The organism is Actinotignum timonense, assembly GCF_002860685.3.
Lineage (GTDB): Bacteria > Actinomycetota > Actinomycetes > Actinomycetales > Actinomycetaceae > Actinotignum > Actinotignum timonense.
The window spans coordinates 1,871,633-1,890,342 of record NZ_CP136960.1; the positions used below are offsets into that span (position 1 = coordinate 1,871,633).

Below are 18,710 nucleotides of genomic sequence, written 5' to 3' on the forward strand. Positions count from 1 at the left end.
CTTTCTCACCCGTGAATAATTATCGCGAGTTGAGCTTTCGGACCGCCACACATATATGGAGGCTAGTGATTGACCGTTTATCGACTGGCGTGGAGGCATCTGCGCGACCGCAAATTCCAGCTCCTCGCGATTGCTGTGCTACAGATCGCGCAGGTGCTCCTCGGGCTCACCCTCCCCGCGCTGGGCGCTAACGTTATCGATTACGGCATTCTGGAACGCAATAGCTCCTATATTTGGTCGCGCGGGCTGCTCATGGGCCTTTTCACCCTCGCGCAGGTGCTCTGCGCTATCGGGGCGATCTATTACGGGGCGCTGGTCTCCACCCACCTGGGCCGAGAGCTGCGCCGCGAAACTTTCGCGCATGTGCAGCGTTTTTCGCCCGCGGACCAACAGCGTTTCGGGGCCTCCACCCTGGTCACCCGCACCACGAACGACGTCAATCAAATCCAAATGGTCACGCTCATGTCCCTCACCATTATGGTGACGGCCCCGATTATGGGCGTGGGCGGGGTGCTCATGGCCATCGGGCAAGACGTAGTTCTCTCCCTCACCCTCCTCGTGATTATCCCGGTGCTCACCGCAATTATTTTGGTGTGTACCGCGATGCTCGCCACACGCTACGAAACTCTCCAGCGGCGCGTGGACGCCATTAACGATGCGCTGCGCTCCCAGCTCTCCGGGGTGCGGGTAATTCGGGCCTTCCGCCGCGAAGAAGCCATGGCCGGGGAATTCGAGGTTCATAACCGCAATTTCCGTTCGATTATGCTCCAGATCGGCACGATATGGTCCGCGCTGCTACCGGCCATGAGCGCGGTCATCGGGCTAGCTTCCGCGCTGATCGTGTGGATTGGCGGGCATCGAATTGCCGGAGGCTCCATGCCGGTGGGGGCGCTCGTCGCGTTTATCACCTACCTCATGATGATTCTGGGCGCGGTCATGATGCTCGGCATGATTATTATGGTGGTTCCGCGCGGGAACGTTTCCGCCGAACGCGTCATCGAAGTCAATACCACCGTTCCTTCTATTACGGACGCGCCGGATGCGCGGGAGATGCCGCCCGGCCCGGTCACCTTCCGCTTGCGCGATATTTCCCTCACTTACGCGGATGCGGACGAGCCTGCCTTGCGCGGCATTTCTTTGTGCTTCAGGCCTGGAACGACGACGGCGATTATTGGCGCCTCGGGCTCGGGCAAATCATCGCTGGTGAAAATACTGCCGCGCCTCGTGGATGTGAGCACCGGGCGCTTCACCGTAGAAGGCGGCGCCGGGGCCGGAGCGGGTGGCGAGGCCGGCGAAACAGAATCCGGCAGTGCCGCAACGCGTGGTGCTGGAACGCGTGAGGCCGGCGCGGGCGAAGTGGATGTGCGCGATATTCGACTCGCTGATTTCCGCCGCCGGGTGGCCCTCGTGCCCCAGCGGGCTTTCCTGTTCAGCGGCACGGTGGCCAGCAATGTTGCCGGCTCCACCCGCGATATCGATCAGGAGCGGGTCATTGATGCACTGCGCTGCGCCCAGGCCTGGGATTTCGTGGAAGCCGGGGGCGGGCTGGAGATGCCGGTGGAAACCGGGGGCACCAATCTTTCCGGCGGGCAGCGCCAGCGCCTGACCATCGCGCGGGCCCTCTACCGGGCCCTACCCGATAGCTCCGGGCAGTCCGGGGCTGATCTGGTAGTTTTCGATGATTCCTTCTCCGCCCTCGATTACGCCACCGATGCCCAGCTGCGGGCCAACCTCAAGGAGCGGATCCGGGATGCGGCGGTGGTCATCATTGCCCAACGTATTTCAACGACCCGCAGCGCTGATTGCGTCGTCGTACTGGATTGCGGCGAGGTAGTAGGCTGCGGCACGCACGCCGAACTTATGGAAACAAATGACATGTACCGCTCGATTGTGCGCTCCCAGGAGCGCGGGCCGGAAGGCAGCGCGGAAGCGAACGGCGCGGAACGCGGCACGGGGGCAAGTGGGACGGAACCAAGCGATACGGAACCGAGCGGCACAGCGGCCGCAACCAGCGAGGAGGCGCGGGCATGAGAGGTGCCGGAAATATTGACGAAGCCCGCGATATCCGCGGGGCGCTTCTCACCCTTATTCGCCACTACCTGCGCCATTACGTGGGGCGGATCGTGGCGGTGCTGCTGCTTTCGCTTATCTCCACCGCGGCGGTGGTTGCCGCTCCCTTCCTACTCGGGCAGGGCACCAATGTGGTGGTGGATGGAATCCGTTCCGGCGGTGTCGATTTTCCGGGGTTGGCGCGGGTGCTGAGCCTGGCGGCCGGGTGCTATATTCTCTCGGCGCTGCTGCGTTTCTGGTTCGGTTATATTATTCGCCTTATTATTCAGGATCTCGGTTATGAGATGCGGCGGGATTGCCAGCAGAAAATTGATCGGATGCCGCTATCCGTGCTGGATAAGCAGCAGCGCGGCGATGTACTCTCGCGGGTCACGAACGACGTTGATAACGTGACCCAGTCCCTGCTGCAAACTCTTTCCGAAGTGCTCTCCGCGATCTACCAGATCATCGGGATCGTGGCGGTGATGGTCTATTTGTCCTGGTCGGTGGCGCTCGCCTCGCTGGTGGTCATCCCGGTGGGGATTATTGGGATCCTCCTGCTGCTGCGCCGCTCTCGCCCCTATTTCCGCGACCAGTGGCGCCTCACGGGTGATGTGTCCGCGGTGGTGGAGGAAAGTTTCACCGGGCTGGATGTGGTGGCCGCATACGGGCTGGAAGATGAATTCCAAGGGCAGTTTGATAGCGCGAATGCGCAGCTCTACGATGCGTCTTTCCGCGCGCAGGCAATCGCGCAAATGTCCCAGCCGCTTATGATGCTGGTGCAGAACGGTTCTTTTGCCATCGTCACGCTTCTGGGCAGTATTCAGGCGATGGCCGGCACCATGACGATTGGCGGGCTGCAGGCGATGATGCAATACACTCGCCAGCTCTCCCATCCGCTCCAGTCTCTGGCCTCCACCGCGAATCTTATTCAATCGGCGGCGGCTTCCGCGGAGCGCATTTTCGATTACCTGGCCCAGGAGGAGATGGCCCCGGATGCGAGTTCCAGCTACCGCGAGGTGGTGGCCCCCGAGGCGCGGCGAGGCACCATCGAATTCTCGCACGTGTGTTTTGCCTACGAGCCCGATACTCCGGTGATCCGCGATCTCTCGCTACGGGTAGAGCCGGGGCATTCCGTGGCGATTGTAGGGCCCACCGGTGCCGGGAAAACCACGCTCGTCAATTTACTCATGCGCTTTTATGAAGTAGACGGCGGGGCGATTACCGTGGACGGCGCGCCCATCGATTCCTTCACGAAAGAATCCCTACGGGAACATTTCGGGATGGTCCTGCAAGACACCTGGCTTTTTGACGGAACGGTCTGGGAAAACATCGCTTTCGGGAAGGACGGTGCTACGCGCGACGACGCCATTGCCGCCGCGGCCGCCCTGGGCATTGATGATCTTCTCGAGACCCTCCCCCACGGTTTTGATACCCATATTGGGGATGAGGGCGAGAATGTTTCCGCCGGGGAGAAACAGCTCATCACCATCGCGCGGGCCTACCTGGCCAATCCCGATGTGCTTATTTTGGATGAGGCCACCAGTTCGGTGGATACCCGCACCGAGGCACTTATCCAGGATGCGATGGAGCGGCTGCGCGAAGGGCGCACCTCCTTCATCATTGCGCACCGGCTCTCCACCGTCCGCAATGCCACCACGATCCTTGTTATGGAAGCCGGGGACGTGGTAGAAAGCGGCACCCATGAGGAACTGCTGGCCGCCGGCGGCGCCTACGCCCGCCTCTACGAAAGCCAGTGGGCCTGAGCTAGCGGCGGTTCGAGCCTGTGCTGGCGGCGGTGTGAGCTTATGCTGGTGGTGCGCCATGCTAACCGCGATCCTGAGATCTGCGAGCCTAGGCGACTGGAACCGCGAGCTTCTCCTCCACTGAAATTTCCCGGCTGGCAAGATACCTGGACATGAGCCGCGCTACCGCGCTGGCACCCAGGCTGAGCACCCACAGGGCAGCCATGAGAATGAGTATGCTCGGATGCCCGGCATCCTTAATAATGAGGAAGACCAGGAGGATCACTCCGAGGGCAGCCGCGATCACCGGGACGGCCTGCATGGTGGGGCGCAGCCACGCCGGTGCAGAGCGCCGGGGTTGTTCCAGCAGCCCAAACCACTGGTAGACCCCCAGGACATAAACCTGGCCGAGCGCGACCCAGAGCATGCCAAAACAGGTACAGGTCCAGATAGCGAGGCTAAATTCTGAGGCCCATTGCAAGATATCCAAGGCGTTAATGTAGAGGAGCGGATAACCAAGAAAACCACCGAGAACCGCAGCTCCCGCCGCGATCTTTCCAGCCTTATACGCGTTCATATCAGATCCCTCCGTTGAATTAGGTATTCAACCGCCACGGTGACGATCTTATGTGGGAGTCTAACGACGCCTCGGGGGGATGTATACGGCCGCACGCCTCGCTACTCAGATCTTAATCAAATTGTATCCAGCCTTAATGCTGCTGTGACCCTATGTTAATATGCCCGTGCCCGATATTAATGGGATTGTGACCGCTCCACCCCGGCGAAATCCCACAGGATCTCACCGAGCTCGCGTGCGGTTCCCACGTGCCGCCAGGCCAGCTCCCATTCGGAACGCGGGGCAGTCCCCCACTCCACGAGCACCGTGGGAAGGCCGTGCTGGCCTGCGCCGTCGACATCGTGAATACGATCCCCCACCATGAGGGCACGCGAGGTATCAATTCCCTGCGCCCGCAATTCGCGCAGCGCGGCCCCCACCACCTCAGCTTTCCCGTACCCGGGGATATCTTCGGGATCCCCGGCAATATAGCGGAAGTGCTGCGCCACGCCCTGGTGTTCCAGAATCGCGCGGGCATTCTTTTCGTTTTTCGACGTCGCAATGGCCAGCGGCACCCCGGCCGCATCCAGTTCCTCGACCAATTCGCGCATCCCGGGGAAAATCGGGGTGTCGAGCATGCGCTGTTCGTAACGCACCCGGTAGCGGCGCACCATCTCCACCGGGTCGGCCGCGCCGAGCTTCGTGAAAGTATCGATGAGCGGCGGGCCGATGAACTGCACGAAGAATTCTTCGGGGTGGTCCTCCCCCATTTCTTCGCGCAGGGTGGCCCGGAAAGTTTCTTTGACGATAGCGGCGGAATCGTGGAAGGTTCCGTCCAGATCAATAAGGATAGGGTTCACAGGTCAAGTCCGGCGGTATCGCCTGCTCCTTGTCTCGCGATTTCGTTAGTTACCAGGTCAAGTACGGTGGTGGGGCCGCGCCCCACAGGCCCGTTCACCACCACATCTAGGGCATAGCCCAGTTCATCTTCCACAATCCAGCCCTCTTCGAGGGGTTCTTCCGCGCCGGGAAGAATCAGCGTGGAGGAAAGTAGCGGTTCGCCCATTTCCGTGACCACAGCTTGGGTGATGCGGTGATCGGGAATGCGCACGCCCACCGTGTGTTTCTTCGGGTTGAGGGTCATGCGCGGCACTTCTTTGGTGCCCTTGAGAATGAAGGTGTAGGGCCCGGGCGTGAGGCTTTTGATGAGCCGGAAATCGGGATTATCTACGATCACGAGCTGCCCGAGCTGCGCGAAATCGTGGCATAGCAGGGTGAAATGGTGTTTATCACCCACCTGCCGGATGCTGCGAATCCGCTCCAGGCCCTCCTTATTGCCCATCTGGCACACAATGGCGTAACCGGAATCGGTGGGCAGGGCCACCACCTCACCGCGGCGCAGCCGATCCACCACTTTGGTGACGAGCCGCGGTTGCGGATCCTCAGGATGAATATCAATGAAGGTAGCCATAGCCCCTAGTCTAGTCGAGGCTGCGACACGAAAAAGCGGCGGTTTTGACTACTCCGCCGCGCTCACCGCCTCCCGCAGCTCCGCGAGCTCGGCCGCCCCGGCATAGGGTTCCATTTCCCGCAGGTAGGCGCGGGCTTCATTGGTGCGCCCGGCCGCCAGTGCGGTGCGCACCAGCGCCTCCCCAGCCTCGAAACTGTGGGTGGCCGGATCCCAATGGGCCAGCCCCAAACTGAGGGCCTGATCCGGGTGCCCGGCATCGCGCAGAATTGCCATGGCCCGGGCGAGGATGTGCCCATCCGGATTGCGATCCGTGGCGGTGGTGAGGAGCCGCAGGGCCCGCTCGGGATCGGACTCCACCGCAAGGCGAGCCATATGCAGCTGCGGGTACCAGGAAGCCGGTGAGCTGGAGAGTTCTTCGGCGAGGGCATAAATCGCCAGGTCCGCAGAAAGGATGCTTCCGGTTCCGATGCCCTCCGCGGTGAGCGGATCGGCGGGCGGGAGTTCACCTTCGGCCTCGCGTGCCAGGGTGACGAGCTGGGTGAAAGCCTCGACGTCGTTCGGATCCTCAGCAAGCCGATCACGCAGCGCCTGCGCGGTGGCCGTACCGGCTTCCGGGGCCCGGGTATGCTGGAAGAGTTGCTGCATCAAATCGAGGAATGCCATGATGCGAGCGTACCGAAAATAGGGAGGTCGTGCGATGGAGGTAGCGCAACTCATGTCGCTGGGCGCGGGTGTTCTGGAGCGCGAAGGCTACCCGGATGCCACCGAAAGTTTCGAGCTGAGCCGCGTGGATAGCGTGACACGCTGGGCTATTGCAGTCACCCTGGAAGATGCCAGCGGCGTGGTGGTGCCCGATAGCGAGATCTGCGCGGCGCGCACCCTCGGGGAGCTAGTGCGGCTCAGCTGCCCGGGCGCGGACCTCAGCCTCACCACCTCTTCTTCTCAGCACGACGGCGCAGCTGCGGCCCGCCCCACTCCCGCTGCCACAAGCGCGGATGCGGCGGCGGGGCCTAGCCCGGAGCAGTCGGATAAGGCGGATGCGCAGGATCAGTCGAATCAATCAAATGCACCGGATGTGCCGGATGAAAATGCCCCGCTGTCCGCGGAGGATTTGCGGGCTGCCCTGGGGCTTTAACCCGCTATTTCTCGGGCTTTAGCCCACGCGGTGCAGCCAGCGTACCGGTGCGCCCGCGCCGGCATAGCGGAAGGGCTCAAGCTCATCATCCCAGGCTTGGCCGAGGGCAATATCGAGGAGCCGGCGCATTTCTGCGGCGTCGTTCCCCGCGTTTTCCAGGGCGGCCCGCACCCGGTTTTCCGGGATCACCACATTGCCGGTCAGGTCTGTTTGGGCGTAGAAAATACCGAGGCCGGGGGTGGCGGACCAACGGCCTCCTTCGGATACCGGGCTGGCATCCTCGGTGATCTCAAAACGCAAATGCTCCCAGCCGTTGAGGGCGGAGGCGAGCATGGCTCCGGTTCCCACTTCTCCCGTCCACGAGGCTTCTGCCCGGTTCATATGCGGGGCGGCGGGTTGTTTCGTCCACTCAAAATGCGGTTCGTATCCGAGCACGCTTGTAACCGCCCATTCAACGTGGGGTTGAACGGCCGGCATAACAGAGTGAATGAATATGACGCCGCGAGTGGCGTATTTGTGTGCCATAGCATTCCTCCTGCGCTTGGGTGGCTTTCCCCGTGCTACCCACGCGGAGGGGCTACTAGAGCGATTGTAGCGCAGAAGAGACGCGCAGCTGGCGAATATCGCGCATCGCTTGCTTACGGACCTCCCGCTCCAGGCGGTCGAGGTAGAGGTGGCCGTCCAGGTGATCGCATTCGTGCTGGATGCAACGCCCGAGGAGTCCCTCCCCTTCCACGATTTTCTTCTTGCCGTCCAGGTCGATACCTTCCGCGCGGGCGTTCCAGGCGCGCTTGGTCGGGTAGTACAGGTCCGGGACGGATAGGCAGCCTTCCTCGCCATCCTGGTATTCATCTTCGGAGAGGGCCACGATCACGGGGTTGAGGATGTAATCGATCTCGCCGTCGATATGCCAGGAGAAGGCGCGCAGGGAGACCCCGATTTGGTTGGCTGCTAGGCCCGCCCGGGCGGCGTCGTTCACGTTTTCGAGGAGGTCTTCGACCAGGCGCACGATGCCCGGGGTGATCTCCCGAATCGGATCGCAGGGGGTGCGCAGGACCGGGTCCCCCACCACGCGAATCTCCCGGTATGCCATCACGAACTCCTTTATAAGATTTCTCACAGTAGTAACGCTCGCACGCCACGGCTTAGGCTTATAGCTTACAGGGCCGCGCCGCGGGGCTAATAGACAAATGGGGCTGCGGACTGTTTATTGGACATTATCGCTTAAAACCGCTTGACGATGCTCCACAATCGTTAAACCATCGAACTTCAAGGTAATACGCTTCTGGTTATAGAAGAACATATACTCGTCTATCGCCTCGCATAACTCATCGGTTGTAGCCCACTTCTTCCCGTGATAAATCTCGGTTTTCATCCGCCCGAAAAACCCCTCACAAGCAGAATTATCCGGACTACACCCCTTCTTCGACATCGACCGCGTCAACCCGTAACGCCGCGTAAGCTCAATCCAGGACACAGACCGGTAGTGGACTCCCCGATCCGAATGGATCACGAGTGGATGCTCACTCTGGCCGGCTTGTAGCTCGTTTAGACGCTGGTGCGGGAGGGTTGCCAGGGCGTTTTCAAGGGAGGAATCAGCCAACACTGAGGTTGGGTGTAATCCCCTCGTATACGCCACGACTTTCCCGTCATAACAGTCAATAATCGGGGAGAGATAAACCTTCCCGTTAGCTGCGTGGAACTCGCTGATATCCGTGAGCCAAAGCCGTCCGGGCTCATCAGCGTGGAAGTCACGCTCGACTAGGTTTTCCGGTGCCGGGCTGATCTCCCCGCCGTAACTAGAGTACTTCCGGCGTGCTTTGGCATACCTGACCGGGATTTCCTCTTCCCGCATCAAGCGCTGGATGACTTTCTCCGAGACCACATACCCAAGCTTTCTAAGCGCTAAACGGATACGCCGATACCCATACGTATACAAGCCCTCGCGCGCGATCTGAGCGATCAACTCACGCAAGCGAGCATGCTTGTCAGGCCGCTCTAGCTGTTTAGCGGTGTAATAGTACGAGCTTGCCGGCAAATCCAAGGTATCTAAGACCATGGCTAGCGGCGTGGTAGAGCGTAGCTGGTTAGCTACCCGTGTTTTCTCTACCGCTTCACTGCGCCCGCCTGTGCGGGCTTTTCCTTTTTTTGCTAGCTCGAGCTGGGCTTTCAAGACGCGTTTCTGCACGATTAAATCGGCTACAAGAGCACGTAATTCTTCCGGGTCTTGGGGTAGCTGGGCTTCCAGTTGGTGGCGGGTTTTCGCTTTGATCTGGTCGCATTCTTTCTCGTTCATGAGTCCTAGACTGCCTTCCGCATCCCACTTTTTAACCCAAGCATAGATGTTTGTGCAGTTCACGATTCCTAGATCCTGGGCGATAGTGTAGGCGTTTTCCCCGCTGCGGAATCGCTTGCAGGCAGTTACTTTCACGTCCGTTGATATTTTCTGGTTAGGGGCGTGTTTCTTCGGTTTTCTCTGCTCTGGTTTCTCGTTGCTATTCCGGATCCATTTGTAGAGCGTGTCTCGGCCTGGGTAGCCCAGTTTACGGACTGTGGCGGTTACCGATTGCGTGCGTTGGTAGGTGGTGAGGGCTTTACGGATCTGCTCTCTCGTGTACGTACGCTTACTCATTGAACGTTCTCCTTAAAAATCTCTAGGAAACCGTCCGCACCCCCTTTTGTCTATTAACCCGCGCCGCGGGTGCCGGACAGAGCAGAACGGCGGCGAGCCTACGCTCACCGCCGTTCGTTCGCTCCCGCAGCTGGACTCGAACCAGCAACCGTTCGATTAACAGTCGAATGCTCTGCCATTGAGCTATGCGGGAATTTGCAACAGAAAAGATAATAGTCAATGGCGGGCCGTGAAGCAACTTGAGAGGTGTGCGCTCTGCCACCCTTAGCTCAAAGGGCCGCTATAGGCCGGGCTCCTGCCGTACATCAGCCGCAGCTACCTGCTCCCCCGCGCCAGCATCAGGCGCGGCCAGGTGCTGGCGCAGGGCGCGCCCGGCGAAGAACATGACGATAAGCAGGATGACTCCCACAATCGCGGCGGCGATCATACGCCGGCGCGCGATGCGCTGAATCTCCTCCGCCTGGGCAGCGTCCAGGGTACGGGTTTCCGGCGCCTCGGGCCCCCTCGGCTGCTCCGTTTCGGCCTGCGGCTCGGCATTGTCCGGAGCCTCGCGCACCTCAGGCTCTTCAGGCAGCTCCGGTTTCTCGGGTTGTGACATGGGGCTACTCTAGCCCACGCTCTGCCCGGTGAGCATGAACAGCACCATCTTGGTGGGAGCCAGGGCGCGCACCGCATGCGGGAGACGGGTGGGCAGGTGCACGAGCCCGCCGGGGCGCAGCTGCACCGTGCGCCCCTCGGTACGCATCTCCACTTCCCCTTCCAGCACCTGGATGAGCACGGGCACGGCGGCAGTGTGCTCGGAGAGCTCCTCGCCGGTATCGAAGGAGAAGACCACCACATTCGCGCCTTCAACGCGCAGCGCGGTGGTGGAAACGGTCGAGGCGGCGGCGTAATCCACCGTGGCGCCCAGATCCTCCAGGTAGGAAAGTTGCGGGGTGTTTTCACTCATCGGTTGTCCTTTCAGTTAGCGGTGGTAGCGGAAGTGCCGGCATCCGCAGAGCTGGCGATGCCAGTAGATTCGGCGGCGCCAGTAGCACCAGCAGCACCAACGGATTCAACGGGCTTACGGGCCACCATGGCCACGCCGGCCAGGTGGTGGCGATACTTGCGGAAGAGCGCGCGCATGGCCAGCACTCGCGCACGCAGCTCTTTATCGCGCAGCACGTTGCGGAGGATACGCGCCACCCCGCGCAGGCCTTCGTCGGCGAGGTTGCGGCGCAGAGAAAGCAGGGCCATGGGGGCATCCCCCACCCATTCCACCTCGAAACCGGCATCGGTGAGCACCTGCCGCCATTCGGCCTGGGTGAGCGGGCGCGCATTGACGCGAATCGTCTGCGCCAGGCCTTTGCGCAGGGTATCGGCAATGGCCGGGTCGATGCTATCCGGGGTGAGGCTCAGTTCATGGATGGCGTAGCGCCCGCCCGGGCGCAGCAGCCGGAACGCCTCGCCCACAATCGCGGCTTTCGAGTTCGCGCCCTGCATGGTGAGCATCGCTTCGCCCACGACCACATCGGCACCGGCATCGGGTAGTCCAGATTTTTGCGCGGTGGAATTAACGACGACGCCGCCCACTTTCTCCACAATCCCCTTGACGCGGGTCACCGCATTCTTGTCTTGATCTACCCCGGTGTAGGAGTGAATGGGCTCGGAGATAATGAGTTCTGCGGTCCGGCCCAGGCCGGGGGCGAATTCTACAACGTCCGCGCTGGCCAGCTGGGCATACTCAAGCATGGCCTTCGTCAAATGCAAGCCGCCGGGGCGCAATACCCGTTTGCCGGCGCGGGCGAGCACCCAGTGCCCGGCGGCGGTAGCGGTGGGACGATCAGATTGCGGAAGTGGAGCATTGTCATCGATCATGGATTCACCTTAATCCCGCGGGCCTGGTGAGAAAAGGGCGTGTCACAACGATTTCACACCAACCTGACAACTCATAAAAGCGAATAATTACCACTAGAAATCCACCCATTGCCTTAGCCACCAAGTCACCCGATGCTAATAAATACAAAACTGTTGAGAGTAAGCATCTTGAAATGCCCACAACACAACCACCTGTGGCACACCCCACATCAACTTAGACAAACGCACATCCTTGCCCTAAACGTTTAGGTGACATAGCTTGACCTCAACGCAACCAATTGGGACAAAGGAGACCCTGATGAAACCGGCAACTCTTAAAGACGTGGCTCGGGCCGCCGGTGTGTCTATTTGGACTGTTTCCAATACGTTTTCCGGCAAAGCGCCCGTCACGCAATCGACCAAAGCCCGAGTATTGGAAGCGGCTAAAACGCTCAACTACATCCCGAACCAGACAGCACGCGCCCTGCGTCGCGAAACTCCCGGCCCAATCGTCGTGATGACCGCATCAACATCTAATGCTTACTACGTCGATATGCTCGATGGCATTCATGAAATGTTGCGCGCATCTTCCCATGGAGTACGCACAGCCGATCTTGCTCCTGAAGGCCGATTTGATCAGAAAACTGAAGATTTGGTTGTCACCGAAGCAATCCAATCGCGGGCAGCCGGAGTTATCAGCACTCTTACTTTATCTGTAGACAATCACGAGAAACTTTGCGAGTGGGGAATCCCCATTGTCTATGTCGACTCGCAAGGACCGACTGCGCCGTCCGGTTCGGTATCTGTAACCTCAAATAACGAACAAGCCGCTCATCAAATCGGTGAACATCTTAATTATCATGAACTCGACACGTGGCTTTTATTGATCTATCCCGAGCGGTGGTCGACAAGGCAAACTCGAATTAAAGGCATGAAAAACGCCGCCAAGAAATTCGGGGCAACTCTCTCGATTCTCGAATGCGCTAATGACTCACAATCGAGCGCAATTGCGTTAGAGGAATATCTCAGAAATACGAAGGTAGAGAAGCTCGCGATTATTGCCGGTAACAATCCTCTCCTCCTCGGAACCATGCACGCACTCCAGGCATGTGATCTCCATGTTCCTGATCAAGTCGCCTTAATTGCGTTTGACGAATTCACCTGGTCAACTTTCGTCAATCCTCCAGTGACGTTGATTGACGAAGATTCTCGCGATATCGGCGCAAAAGCCGCTCTAAAACTTATTCACATCATGCAAGAGCATCCGCAGGGAGCTATCCGTTACCACAACCAGGAGTCTGAGGAGGTGAACGTCAAGCTCAGAATTCGCGCCTCCTGCGGCTGCTAAACAAATTAGAAAACCAAATTGGGCTAAACCGGCCTATCTAACCAAAAGGAGATCTCAACGATGAGAACAGCAAAAAAGGCGCTCGCCTTCACGACAAGCATTCTGCTCGCCGCAACTTTCTCGGGTTGTACTTCAGGTGACTCCGCTACGGAAGCGCCGAAACCTGACAAGATCGAGAAAATCGGCTTAATGGTGCAGGACATGTCGAACCCGTTCTTCTCAGCTATGGATAAGGGAGCGAAAGAAGCAGCCGAGAAGATTGGCGCAACCCTCAACGTCCAAGACGCCAAACTTGATCTGGCGAATCAGAATACTCAGATTGACACATTCATTCAGCAAGGCGTAGACCTTATCGTTGTCTCCGCCGTTGACGAGTCCGGCCTCCAACCCGCCATCGAACGTGCGCGACAGGCAGGGATCTTCGTGGTAGCTGTTGATACTCCTGCGAAGGGCGCGGATGCCATTGTTATGACCGATGCCGTTCAGGCTGGCGAAATTGCATGCACCTATCTATTCGAACAGATGGGTGGCAAGGGAAATATTTTGGTTGTTGATGGCACACCTATCCAGACGATCACGGATCGCATTAAGGGCTGCAATCAAGCAATGAAGAATTTCCCCGGCATCAAGGAAGTCGGGCACCAAAACTCGCAAAATGACCGCGCCACCGGTCTCTCCGTCACTACCGACATGCTTACTGCAGCCAGCGATGTCCAAGGCATCTTTGGAATGAATGACCCGTCCGCCCTTGGTGCGACGCTTGCCGTGCAGCAAGCTGGACGTACTAATGAAATTAAGGTGGTAGGAATCGACGCTTCTCCCGAAGGACTCCAGGAACTCCGAACCGCTGGTTCTCCCTTCGTCGGCACGGCCACCCAAGAACCCGCAAAAATGGTCGAAAAAGCAATCGAGGTTGGGCAGCAGCTTGCTCGTGGAGAATCACTCACCGAAACCACTATCCTCATCCCCTCGCAAATCATTACCCGGGATGCGGTAGACGAATACCCGGGATGGTAGAAATGACTCTTCTCAAGCTCGAAGGGATCAGGAAAAGATTCGGCGCTACCCAAGCGCTTGGAGGAGTTTCCTTTGATCTGAACGCCGGAGAGATTCATGCCCTCATGGGAGAAAACGGCGCTGGCAAGTCAACGTTGATGAAAATCCTGGCGGGGAATCTTGCTGCCGACAGTGGAAAGATCTTCGTTGACGGTCAGGAAGTCCATATCTCATCTCCTAACGATGCGCGTAAACATGGAATCGCAATCATCCACCAAGAGATCAATACCGTCCCAAATCTGACGGTAGCCGAGAATCTCTGCCTCGGCGTTGAACCACTCAAACACGGGATCCTTGACCGTGAAAAGATGCGTTCGGATGCACGCGCTAAGTTATCGGCTATTGGAGTGGACATCGACGTGAACAGGCCTCTCGGCTCGTTTTCCATCGGTATGCAGCAGATGGTCGAAATTGCTCGTGCTGCTGCCGAGGATGCCCGCATCCTCGTTCTCGACGAACCAACTGCCGCGCTTTCCCGAGCTGAAACAGAGGATCTTTTCAGAATTATTCGGGAACAGCAGCAAAACGGTGTCGGCCTTATCTACATCACTCACCGCATGGAAGAAGTGTGGAAATTGGCTGATAGGGTGTCCGTTCTTCGGGACGGAACGTCCGTCGGAACACAGCTTCTAGCCGAATTAACACCTGACGAAATCGTGCGAATGATGGTCGGTAGAAAAATCGGTGATCTCTACGAACACGCGGACCGTGCATCGGGAGAAGTGGTGCTTGAGGCAAAGGATCTCAAAGCGCCTGGAGTTGACGACGTTTCCTTCAAAGCTCGCGCCGGTCAAATTCTTGGATTTGCAGGCTTGGTCGGTGCCGGGCGTTCGGAAACCGTCAGGCTACTTATGGGAGCAGATCCCATGAGTAGCGGAACGTTGCTACTCAAAGGCGAAAGATATCATCCTAAAAGTCCCAAGGAGGCCCTGGAATCTGGCATTGCCATGGTGCCGGAATCAAGAAAGGAACAAGGTCTGTTCTTGGATCACACAACGGCATCGAATATCTCGATTGCCTCTCTGGGTGACTTCACCAAACTCGGCGTACTCGCGCGAGGCGCAATTCGAAAGAAAGTTCGCCAGATCATGGAAGTGCTCAATATTCGAAAGACCTCCACAAGTCTTCCGGTAAGAGCTCTTTCGGGAGGAAACCAACAAAAGGCACTTCTCGGCCGCACTCTCATGGCAGGTGCCGATCTTTTGATTTTCGATGAACCTACGCGCGGTGTTGACATCGGGGCGAAAAGGGAGATCTACGAAATCATGAATGATCTGGCTAAAGAAGGTAAAACCATCATCATGGTTTCTTCTGACCTCCCTGAAGTTCTGGGAATGTCTGATCGCATCATCGTTATGCGAAAAGGAAAAGTCGTGGGAGAACTCGATGCACGAGATGCCACAGAAGAATCGGTCATGAGCCTCGCGACCGGAGCAACAAAGGAACAAGCATGACTATAGAAGCTGCACCTCGACGGAAAATGAACTTCGCTGCGTGGTGGGATAAGGTTGGGATTCTCGCGGTCCTCGTCCTTCTCGTCGTGATTATGGCGCTCATCGCCCCGAACTTCATGTCGATGAACAATCTCATGAATATCGCCCGTTCGATCTCTATCAACGCGATCATTGCGGCCGGTATGACCTTCGTTATTATTACTGCCGGCATTGATCTCTCTGTCGGATCAATCGTTGCCGTATCGGGTGTAACCGCAGTACTGGCTTGTATCTCCGGTGCTCCAGCCATCGTCGGGATAATCGCTGGCATTCTTGCCGGTGCAGTTGCGGGATGGGTAAATGGTGCCCTATCGGCGTATCTAGCCCTCGCGCCCTTTATCGTGACGCTCGGCATGATGACATTCCTCCGTGGCCTCGGATACACACTGACCGGCGGCCAACCCATCGTAGATAACAAGCTGGCTTTCAGAGATCTCGGAAACGGATACATGGCTGGAATTCCAGTTCCCGTCATTGTAATGATCATTGTCTACATCATCTGCTGGTTCATCCTCGAACGCACGAAGTACGGCAGGCATGTTTACGCAGTCGGCGGCAATCCCGAGGCAGCACGGCTCGCTGGAATCAACGTGAAGCGTGTACTCACATCTGTTTACGTCATTGCAGGGGCACTCTCAGGGCTTGCGGGTGTCATTTTCGCCGCACGCGTTGTTTCCGCGCAGCCGACCGCTGGAACCGGATACGAACTTGATGCTATTGCCGCAGTTGTTCTAGGTGGAACATCCCTTGCCGGTGGTAAGGGCAAGATCATCGGAACCCTCATCGGTGCGATCATTCTCGGCGTGCTCTCGACCGGCATGATTCTGATGAATGTCCAATTCTTCACTCAGCTACTAATTAAGGGCGTCGTCATTATTCTCGCCGTCGCCATTGATTCCCTCAAGCAGAAGAGCACCAAGGCAGGAAAGTAGATGAAGACCCATAAAGTAATCAGTAGTATCGAAGGAAAGCGGGCATTCGAGCCGATTTACTTCGATGAACCACAAGTGCTCACAGAGTCTTTATGGCTAGCACGAACCAATACTGGAGAGCAGATCCTTTGCCAGCGATTGGTTGATCAGCCGGCTCCACAAGAGGCCACCAGATTTGTCACTACACTCAGTTTTGAGGGCGAGGCAAGTTTCACACTGGATGAACCAGTCGAATCCGGAGAAGGAATCACAAAAGGACCCGGTACTGAAGTTGACTCATGGGCCCGCGTTAATACCGGCTACTTCGATATTGATGTATGCACGGGTACCGCCGAGGGCACTGGTGCCTCAAAGTGGGGGCTCAAGCATTTCCGCACCCTTGATGAGGGTATTGATCTCCTCCCCTCTGGAAACAATGCGATTGGTGGATTTTACGGCCCGTTCTTCACTCCTGAAAACGGACTGATCAATCCGCCAGAACACACAAAGGTGAAGATTGAGATCCGTGAAGACGGACCGGTCTTGCTTTCTTTCAGAATGCTAGGTGTGATTCCCGACGGGCTCCTCCCAGAGCTCAGGGGTAAGAACTTCTCAATCGAGTGGGCTTTCACTTATAGGACGCCTTGGTTCAGCCGTCGTTATTACGTAGATGATTTCCAAACCGTGATCAACGGGCGTTCTGTAACTAACAAGATCACCGTTGGGGATGAATTCGAGGCCGGGCAAGGAAAGCTGCTCTTTGATCGGTTTGCGTGCTACGGTGGATCCCGATATCGCAGCGGCGATCCTTATGCTGGACACCTGGCCGACATGGTCGAGCAGACCATTTCTGACGGTACATTGCCTCAGCGCAAGAAACTTGAAGAGTTTAAGGCCGTCCTAACGGATGATATTGAGAACGCCCATTGGGATTTGTACTGGCGCCTATTCTCGACTTTCGAAGGTGCTTTAACGGACGAAACGATCCGCGACCGGCTGGCAATTGTTCGCGAGAAATCGTTTGTTGATGCAGAGCTGCGTGATTGGCGAGTCGATTCTGAACCTATCGACGTCCAGAAAGAGGAGCACGAGACTATCTTCCCCGGAGCTTCCGATAAGACAGTCGAATATGACACATCTACCGGTCGTGCAATGATCTGGTATACCTCGAAGCCATCGGGAGGCTTCCAGATCGTGCAGCGCAAGCAGTCGGGATGGGGAAACTGGGGTACCAACCTCGAAAACGAATGCCCGGAGCTCCCTGTGGGTGTCGATATCAAAACGGCATACGGCAAATTCGCGTCTAACTGGAAAGATATAGCCGACCAGTTAGAAACTCCTCCGGAAGTACTTTAGGACCAGAGAATCCCGTATGGCACTTGCCGGATTTCTAGATGTCCCAGAGTAGGACAGCACGGTTACCGTATACAAAGCTGGGTGGCTGGCGCGATCATTCTCGCGTTAGCCACCCAGTTCCCTTTTACCAAGAAACTGATTCCTCCAGGTGTGATTCACGCCGGGAAGTTGAGTGGGAGGGTGAGGTCGTATTGTTCCGCGTCATACAAATGGTCGGCTAGATCCACGACCCGCCCGGATTCATCATAAGCACTACGCCGCACCCGTAAGAGAGGTGCCCCGGATGCTACGTGTAAAAGTTCTGCTTCCGTAGGCGTCGCGCTACGCGCGCTAATACGCTGGACCCCACCACGTAACACGATCCCGTGGCTCTTGAAGAAATCATAGAGACCACCCGATGATATCGCGGTAAGAGAGGGCGCTAGATCGGCTGGGATCCAGTTACGCATAATCCCCATACGGTTCCCCTCCGCCCACCGCAACCGCTCTAAAGCCACGATCTCTTTACCTTCTTGGCAATGCATATCGCCAGCTAGACCACTATCAGCAAACACCACCCGATACTGGAGAACATCCGTGCGTGGTTCACGGCCCGCCGCCCGCAAATCATCGGAAAGACTCGCCAGGGAAGGATCCCGTTGGAAAACCCGTGGCATCACCCTGGTTCCCACGCGCGGACGCCGTGAGAGTTTGCCTTCATCAGTCAACACTTGCAACGCCCGCCGTAGTGTAGGACGTGAGACTCCCAGCCTGCGTGACATAGATACTTCGTCTTCAAGGAGCTGACCGGGTAAAAGCGCGCCGGAGTCAATCAGGCTCCCTAATGATTGCGTGATTTGTTGATGCAAAGGAAGCGAGGAGCGAGAGTCGAAAACAATCTGCGGAGCAACCGGGATATCCAGCTGATCCGGGTTGTCTTTCCCACCCAGGTTTGACATTAACGTGACCCTCTCACTCTTATTTGTTCACCCAATTGTAAACATAGCGGACAATAGTGAGATTAGCTAGTGTTTCTCTCATTTTATCGCTTCGATGCTGTCCTATATGGCCGTGTTCATTCAAGTTTGCTGGCCGCCCTGGCTGGTCTTTTGTGTTTACAAGTGGGTGGGGTGGGGTTATTTT

The 18,710-nt window shown here is 57.6% G+C and carries 19 protein-coding genes, 1 tRNA gene and 1 pseudogene; 8 read left to right on the forward strand and 13 right to left on the reverse strand.

All coding sequences use genetic code 11. The features are described from left to right. Positions 1-69 precede the first annotated feature (69 nt). Both CYJ17_RS07815 and CYJ17_RS07820 read left to right on the forward strand, forming a co-directional pair. Positions 70-2,031, forward strand: coding sequence for an ABC transporter ATP-binding protein (locus tag CYJ17_RS07815; RefSeq protein WP_101657649.1), 1,962 nt, complete (start codon positions 70-72; stop codon positions 2,029-2,031). Then, positions 2,028-3,815: an ABC transporter ATP-binding protein gene (locus tag CYJ17_RS07820; RefSeq protein WP_087070656.1), complete on the forward strand. Its 1,788-nt coding sequence runs from the start codon at positions 2,028-2,030 to the stop codon at positions 3,813-3,815. The genes CYJ17_RS07815 and CYJ17_RS07820 overlap by 4 nt, the downstream gene beginning before the upstream one ends. An 88-nt stretch (positions 3,816-3,903) precedes the next feature. Here the strand turns inward: CYJ17_RS07820 and CYJ17_RS07825 are convergent, their stop codons facing one another. The 4 genes from CYJ17_RS07825 to CYJ17_RS07840 all read right to left on the reverse strand — a co-directional run bounded on the left by CYJ17_RS07825 (position 3,904) and on the right by CYJ17_RS07840 (position 6,484). Beyond that, positions 3,904-4,371 carry a hypothetical protein gene (locus CYJ17_RS07825; RefSeq protein ID WP_101595542.1) on the reverse strand — a complete coding sequence of 156 codons (468 nt, stop codon included), beginning with the start codon at positions 4,369-4,371 and terminating at the stop codon, positions 3,904-3,906. Between the two features lie 176 nt (positions 4,372-4,547). Then, complete coding sequence (locus CYJ17_RS07830; protein ID WP_087070654.1) at positions 4,548-5,210, reverse strand: HAD hydrolase-like protein; 663 nt, start codon at positions 5,208-5,210, stop codon at positions 4,548-4,550. Next, a complete protein-coding gene (locus CYJ17_RS07835) occupies positions 5,207-5,821 on the reverse strand; it encodes an L-threonylcarbamoyladenylate synthase (RefSeq protein WP_087070653.1) in 615 nt (204 codons plus the stop codon). The genes CYJ17_RS07830 and CYJ17_RS07835 overlap by 4 nt, the downstream gene beginning before the upstream one ends. A 48-nt stretch (positions 5,822-5,869) precedes the next feature. Beyond that, entirely contained in the window at positions 5,870-6,484 is a 615-nt protein-coding gene (locus CYJ17_RS07840; protein WP_087070652.1) for a hypothetical protein, read from the reverse strand. Between the two features lie 34 nt (positions 6,485-6,518). On the opposite strand from CYJ17_RS07840, the gene CYJ17_RS07845 reads away from it, so the two are divergent. Then, on the forward strand, positions 6,519-6,956 hold the full coding sequence (locus CYJ17_RS07845) for a phosphopantetheine-binding protein (RefSeq protein WP_087070651.1): 438 nt from the start codon (positions 6,519-6,521) through the stop codon (positions 6,954-6,956). A gap of 18 nt (positions 6,957-6,974) precedes the next feature. Here CYJ17_RS07845 and CYJ17_RS07850 read toward each other — a convergent pair whose 3' ends face one another. The 7 genes from CYJ17_RS07850 to CYJ17_RS07880 form a co-directional block, all read right to left on the reverse strand. Continuing rightward, positions 6,975-7,481: a DUF3145 domain-containing protein gene (locus tag CYJ17_RS07850; protein ID WP_026428785.1), complete on the reverse strand. Its 507-nt coding sequence runs from the start codon at positions 7,479-7,481 to the stop codon at positions 6,975-6,977. 55 nt (positions 7,482-7,536) lie between these two features. Continuing rightward, positions 7,537-8,049 carry a peptide deformylase gene (gene def, locus CYJ17_RS07855; RefSeq protein ID WP_087070650.1) on the reverse strand — a complete coding sequence of 171 codons (513 nt, stop codon included), beginning with the start codon at positions 8,047-8,049 and terminating at the stop codon, positions 7,537-7,539. A 114-nt stretch (positions 8,050-8,163) separates the two neighbouring features. Further along, the gene (locus CYJ17_RS07860) at positions 8,164-9,588 is read right to left on the reverse strand and encodes an IS3 family transposase (RefSeq protein WP_087069845.1); all 1,425 of its coding nucleotides are present in this window, start codon (positions 9,586-9,588) and stop codon (positions 8,164-8,166) included. Between the two features lie 121 nt (positions 9,589-9,709). Then, positions 9,710-9,781 (reverse strand) — tRNA-Asn (locus tag CYJ17_RS07865). Positions 9,782-9,868: 87 nt separating this feature from the next. Beyond that, positions 9,869-10,186: a hypothetical protein gene (locus CYJ17_RS07870; protein WP_101595603.1), complete on the reverse strand. Its 318-nt coding sequence runs from the start codon at positions 10,184-10,186 to the stop codon at positions 9,869-9,871. A 9-nt stretch (positions 10,187-10,195) separates the two neighbouring features. Next, a complete protein-coding gene (locus CYJ17_RS07875) occupies positions 10,196-10,537 on the reverse strand; it encodes a cupin domain-containing protein (protein WP_087070647.1) in 342 nt (113 codons plus the stop codon). Between the two features lie 11 nt (positions 10,538-10,548). Then, positions 10,549-11,445, reverse strand: a complete 897-nt coding sequence (locus CYJ17_RS07880) for a methyltransferase domain-containing protein (protein WP_307886424.1) — start codon at positions 11,443-11,445, stop codon at positions 10,549-10,551. 298 nt (positions 11,446-11,743) lie between these two features. Between CYJ17_RS07880 and CYJ17_RS07885 the strand changes: the two genes are divergently transcribed. The 5 genes from CYJ17_RS07885 to CYJ17_RS07905 are packed head-to-tail and all read left to right on the forward strand — an operon-like array spanning position 11,744 to position 17,588. Then, complete coding sequence (locus CYJ17_RS07885; RefSeq protein WP_101595599.1) at positions 11,744-12,772, forward strand: LacI family DNA-binding transcriptional regulator; 1,029 nt, start codon at positions 11,744-11,746, stop codon at positions 12,770-12,772. Between the two features lie 60 nt (positions 12,773-12,832). Then, complete coding sequence (locus CYJ17_RS07890) at positions 12,833-13,789, forward strand: ABC transporter substrate-binding protein (protein ID WP_016442592.1); 957 nt, start codon at positions 12,833-12,835, stop codon at positions 13,787-13,789. 2 nt (positions 13,790-13,791) lie between these two features. Beyond that, a complete protein-coding gene (locus CYJ17_RS07895; RefSeq protein ID WP_081690054.1) occupies positions 13,792-15,282 on the forward strand; it encodes a sugar ABC transporter ATP-binding protein in 1,491 nt (496 codons plus the stop codon). After that, complete coding sequence (locus tag CYJ17_RS07900; protein ID WP_026428778.1) at positions 15,279-16,253, forward strand: ABC transporter permease subunit; 975 nt, start codon at positions 15,279-15,281, stop codon at positions 16,251-16,253. The genes CYJ17_RS07895 and CYJ17_RS07900 overlap by 4 nt, the downstream gene beginning before the upstream one ends. Then, a complete protein-coding gene (locus CYJ17_RS07905; protein ID WP_087070645.1) occupies positions 16,254-17,588 on the forward strand; it encodes a hypothetical protein in 1,335 nt (444 codons plus the stop codon). It begins immediately after the preceding gene. A gap of 155 nt (positions 17,589-17,743) precedes the next feature. Here CYJ17_RS07905 and CYJ17_RS07910 read toward each other — a convergent pair whose 3' ends face one another. Both CYJ17_RS07910 and CYJ17_RS09635 read right to left on the reverse strand, forming a co-directional pair. Further along, positions 17,744-18,244 (reverse strand): GntR family transcriptional regulator, encoded by a 501-nt coding sequence (locus CYJ17_RS07910; protein WP_244899295.1) that lies wholly within the window; start codon positions 18,242-18,244, stop codon positions 17,744-17,746. Positions 18,245-18,256: 12 nt separating this feature from the next. After that, positions 18,257-18,526 (reverse strand): annotated as a pseudogene (locus tag CYJ17_RS09635) (GntR family transcriptional regulator); the annotation flags it as partial. Between the last annotated feature and the right edge of the window lie 184 nt (positions 18,527-18,710).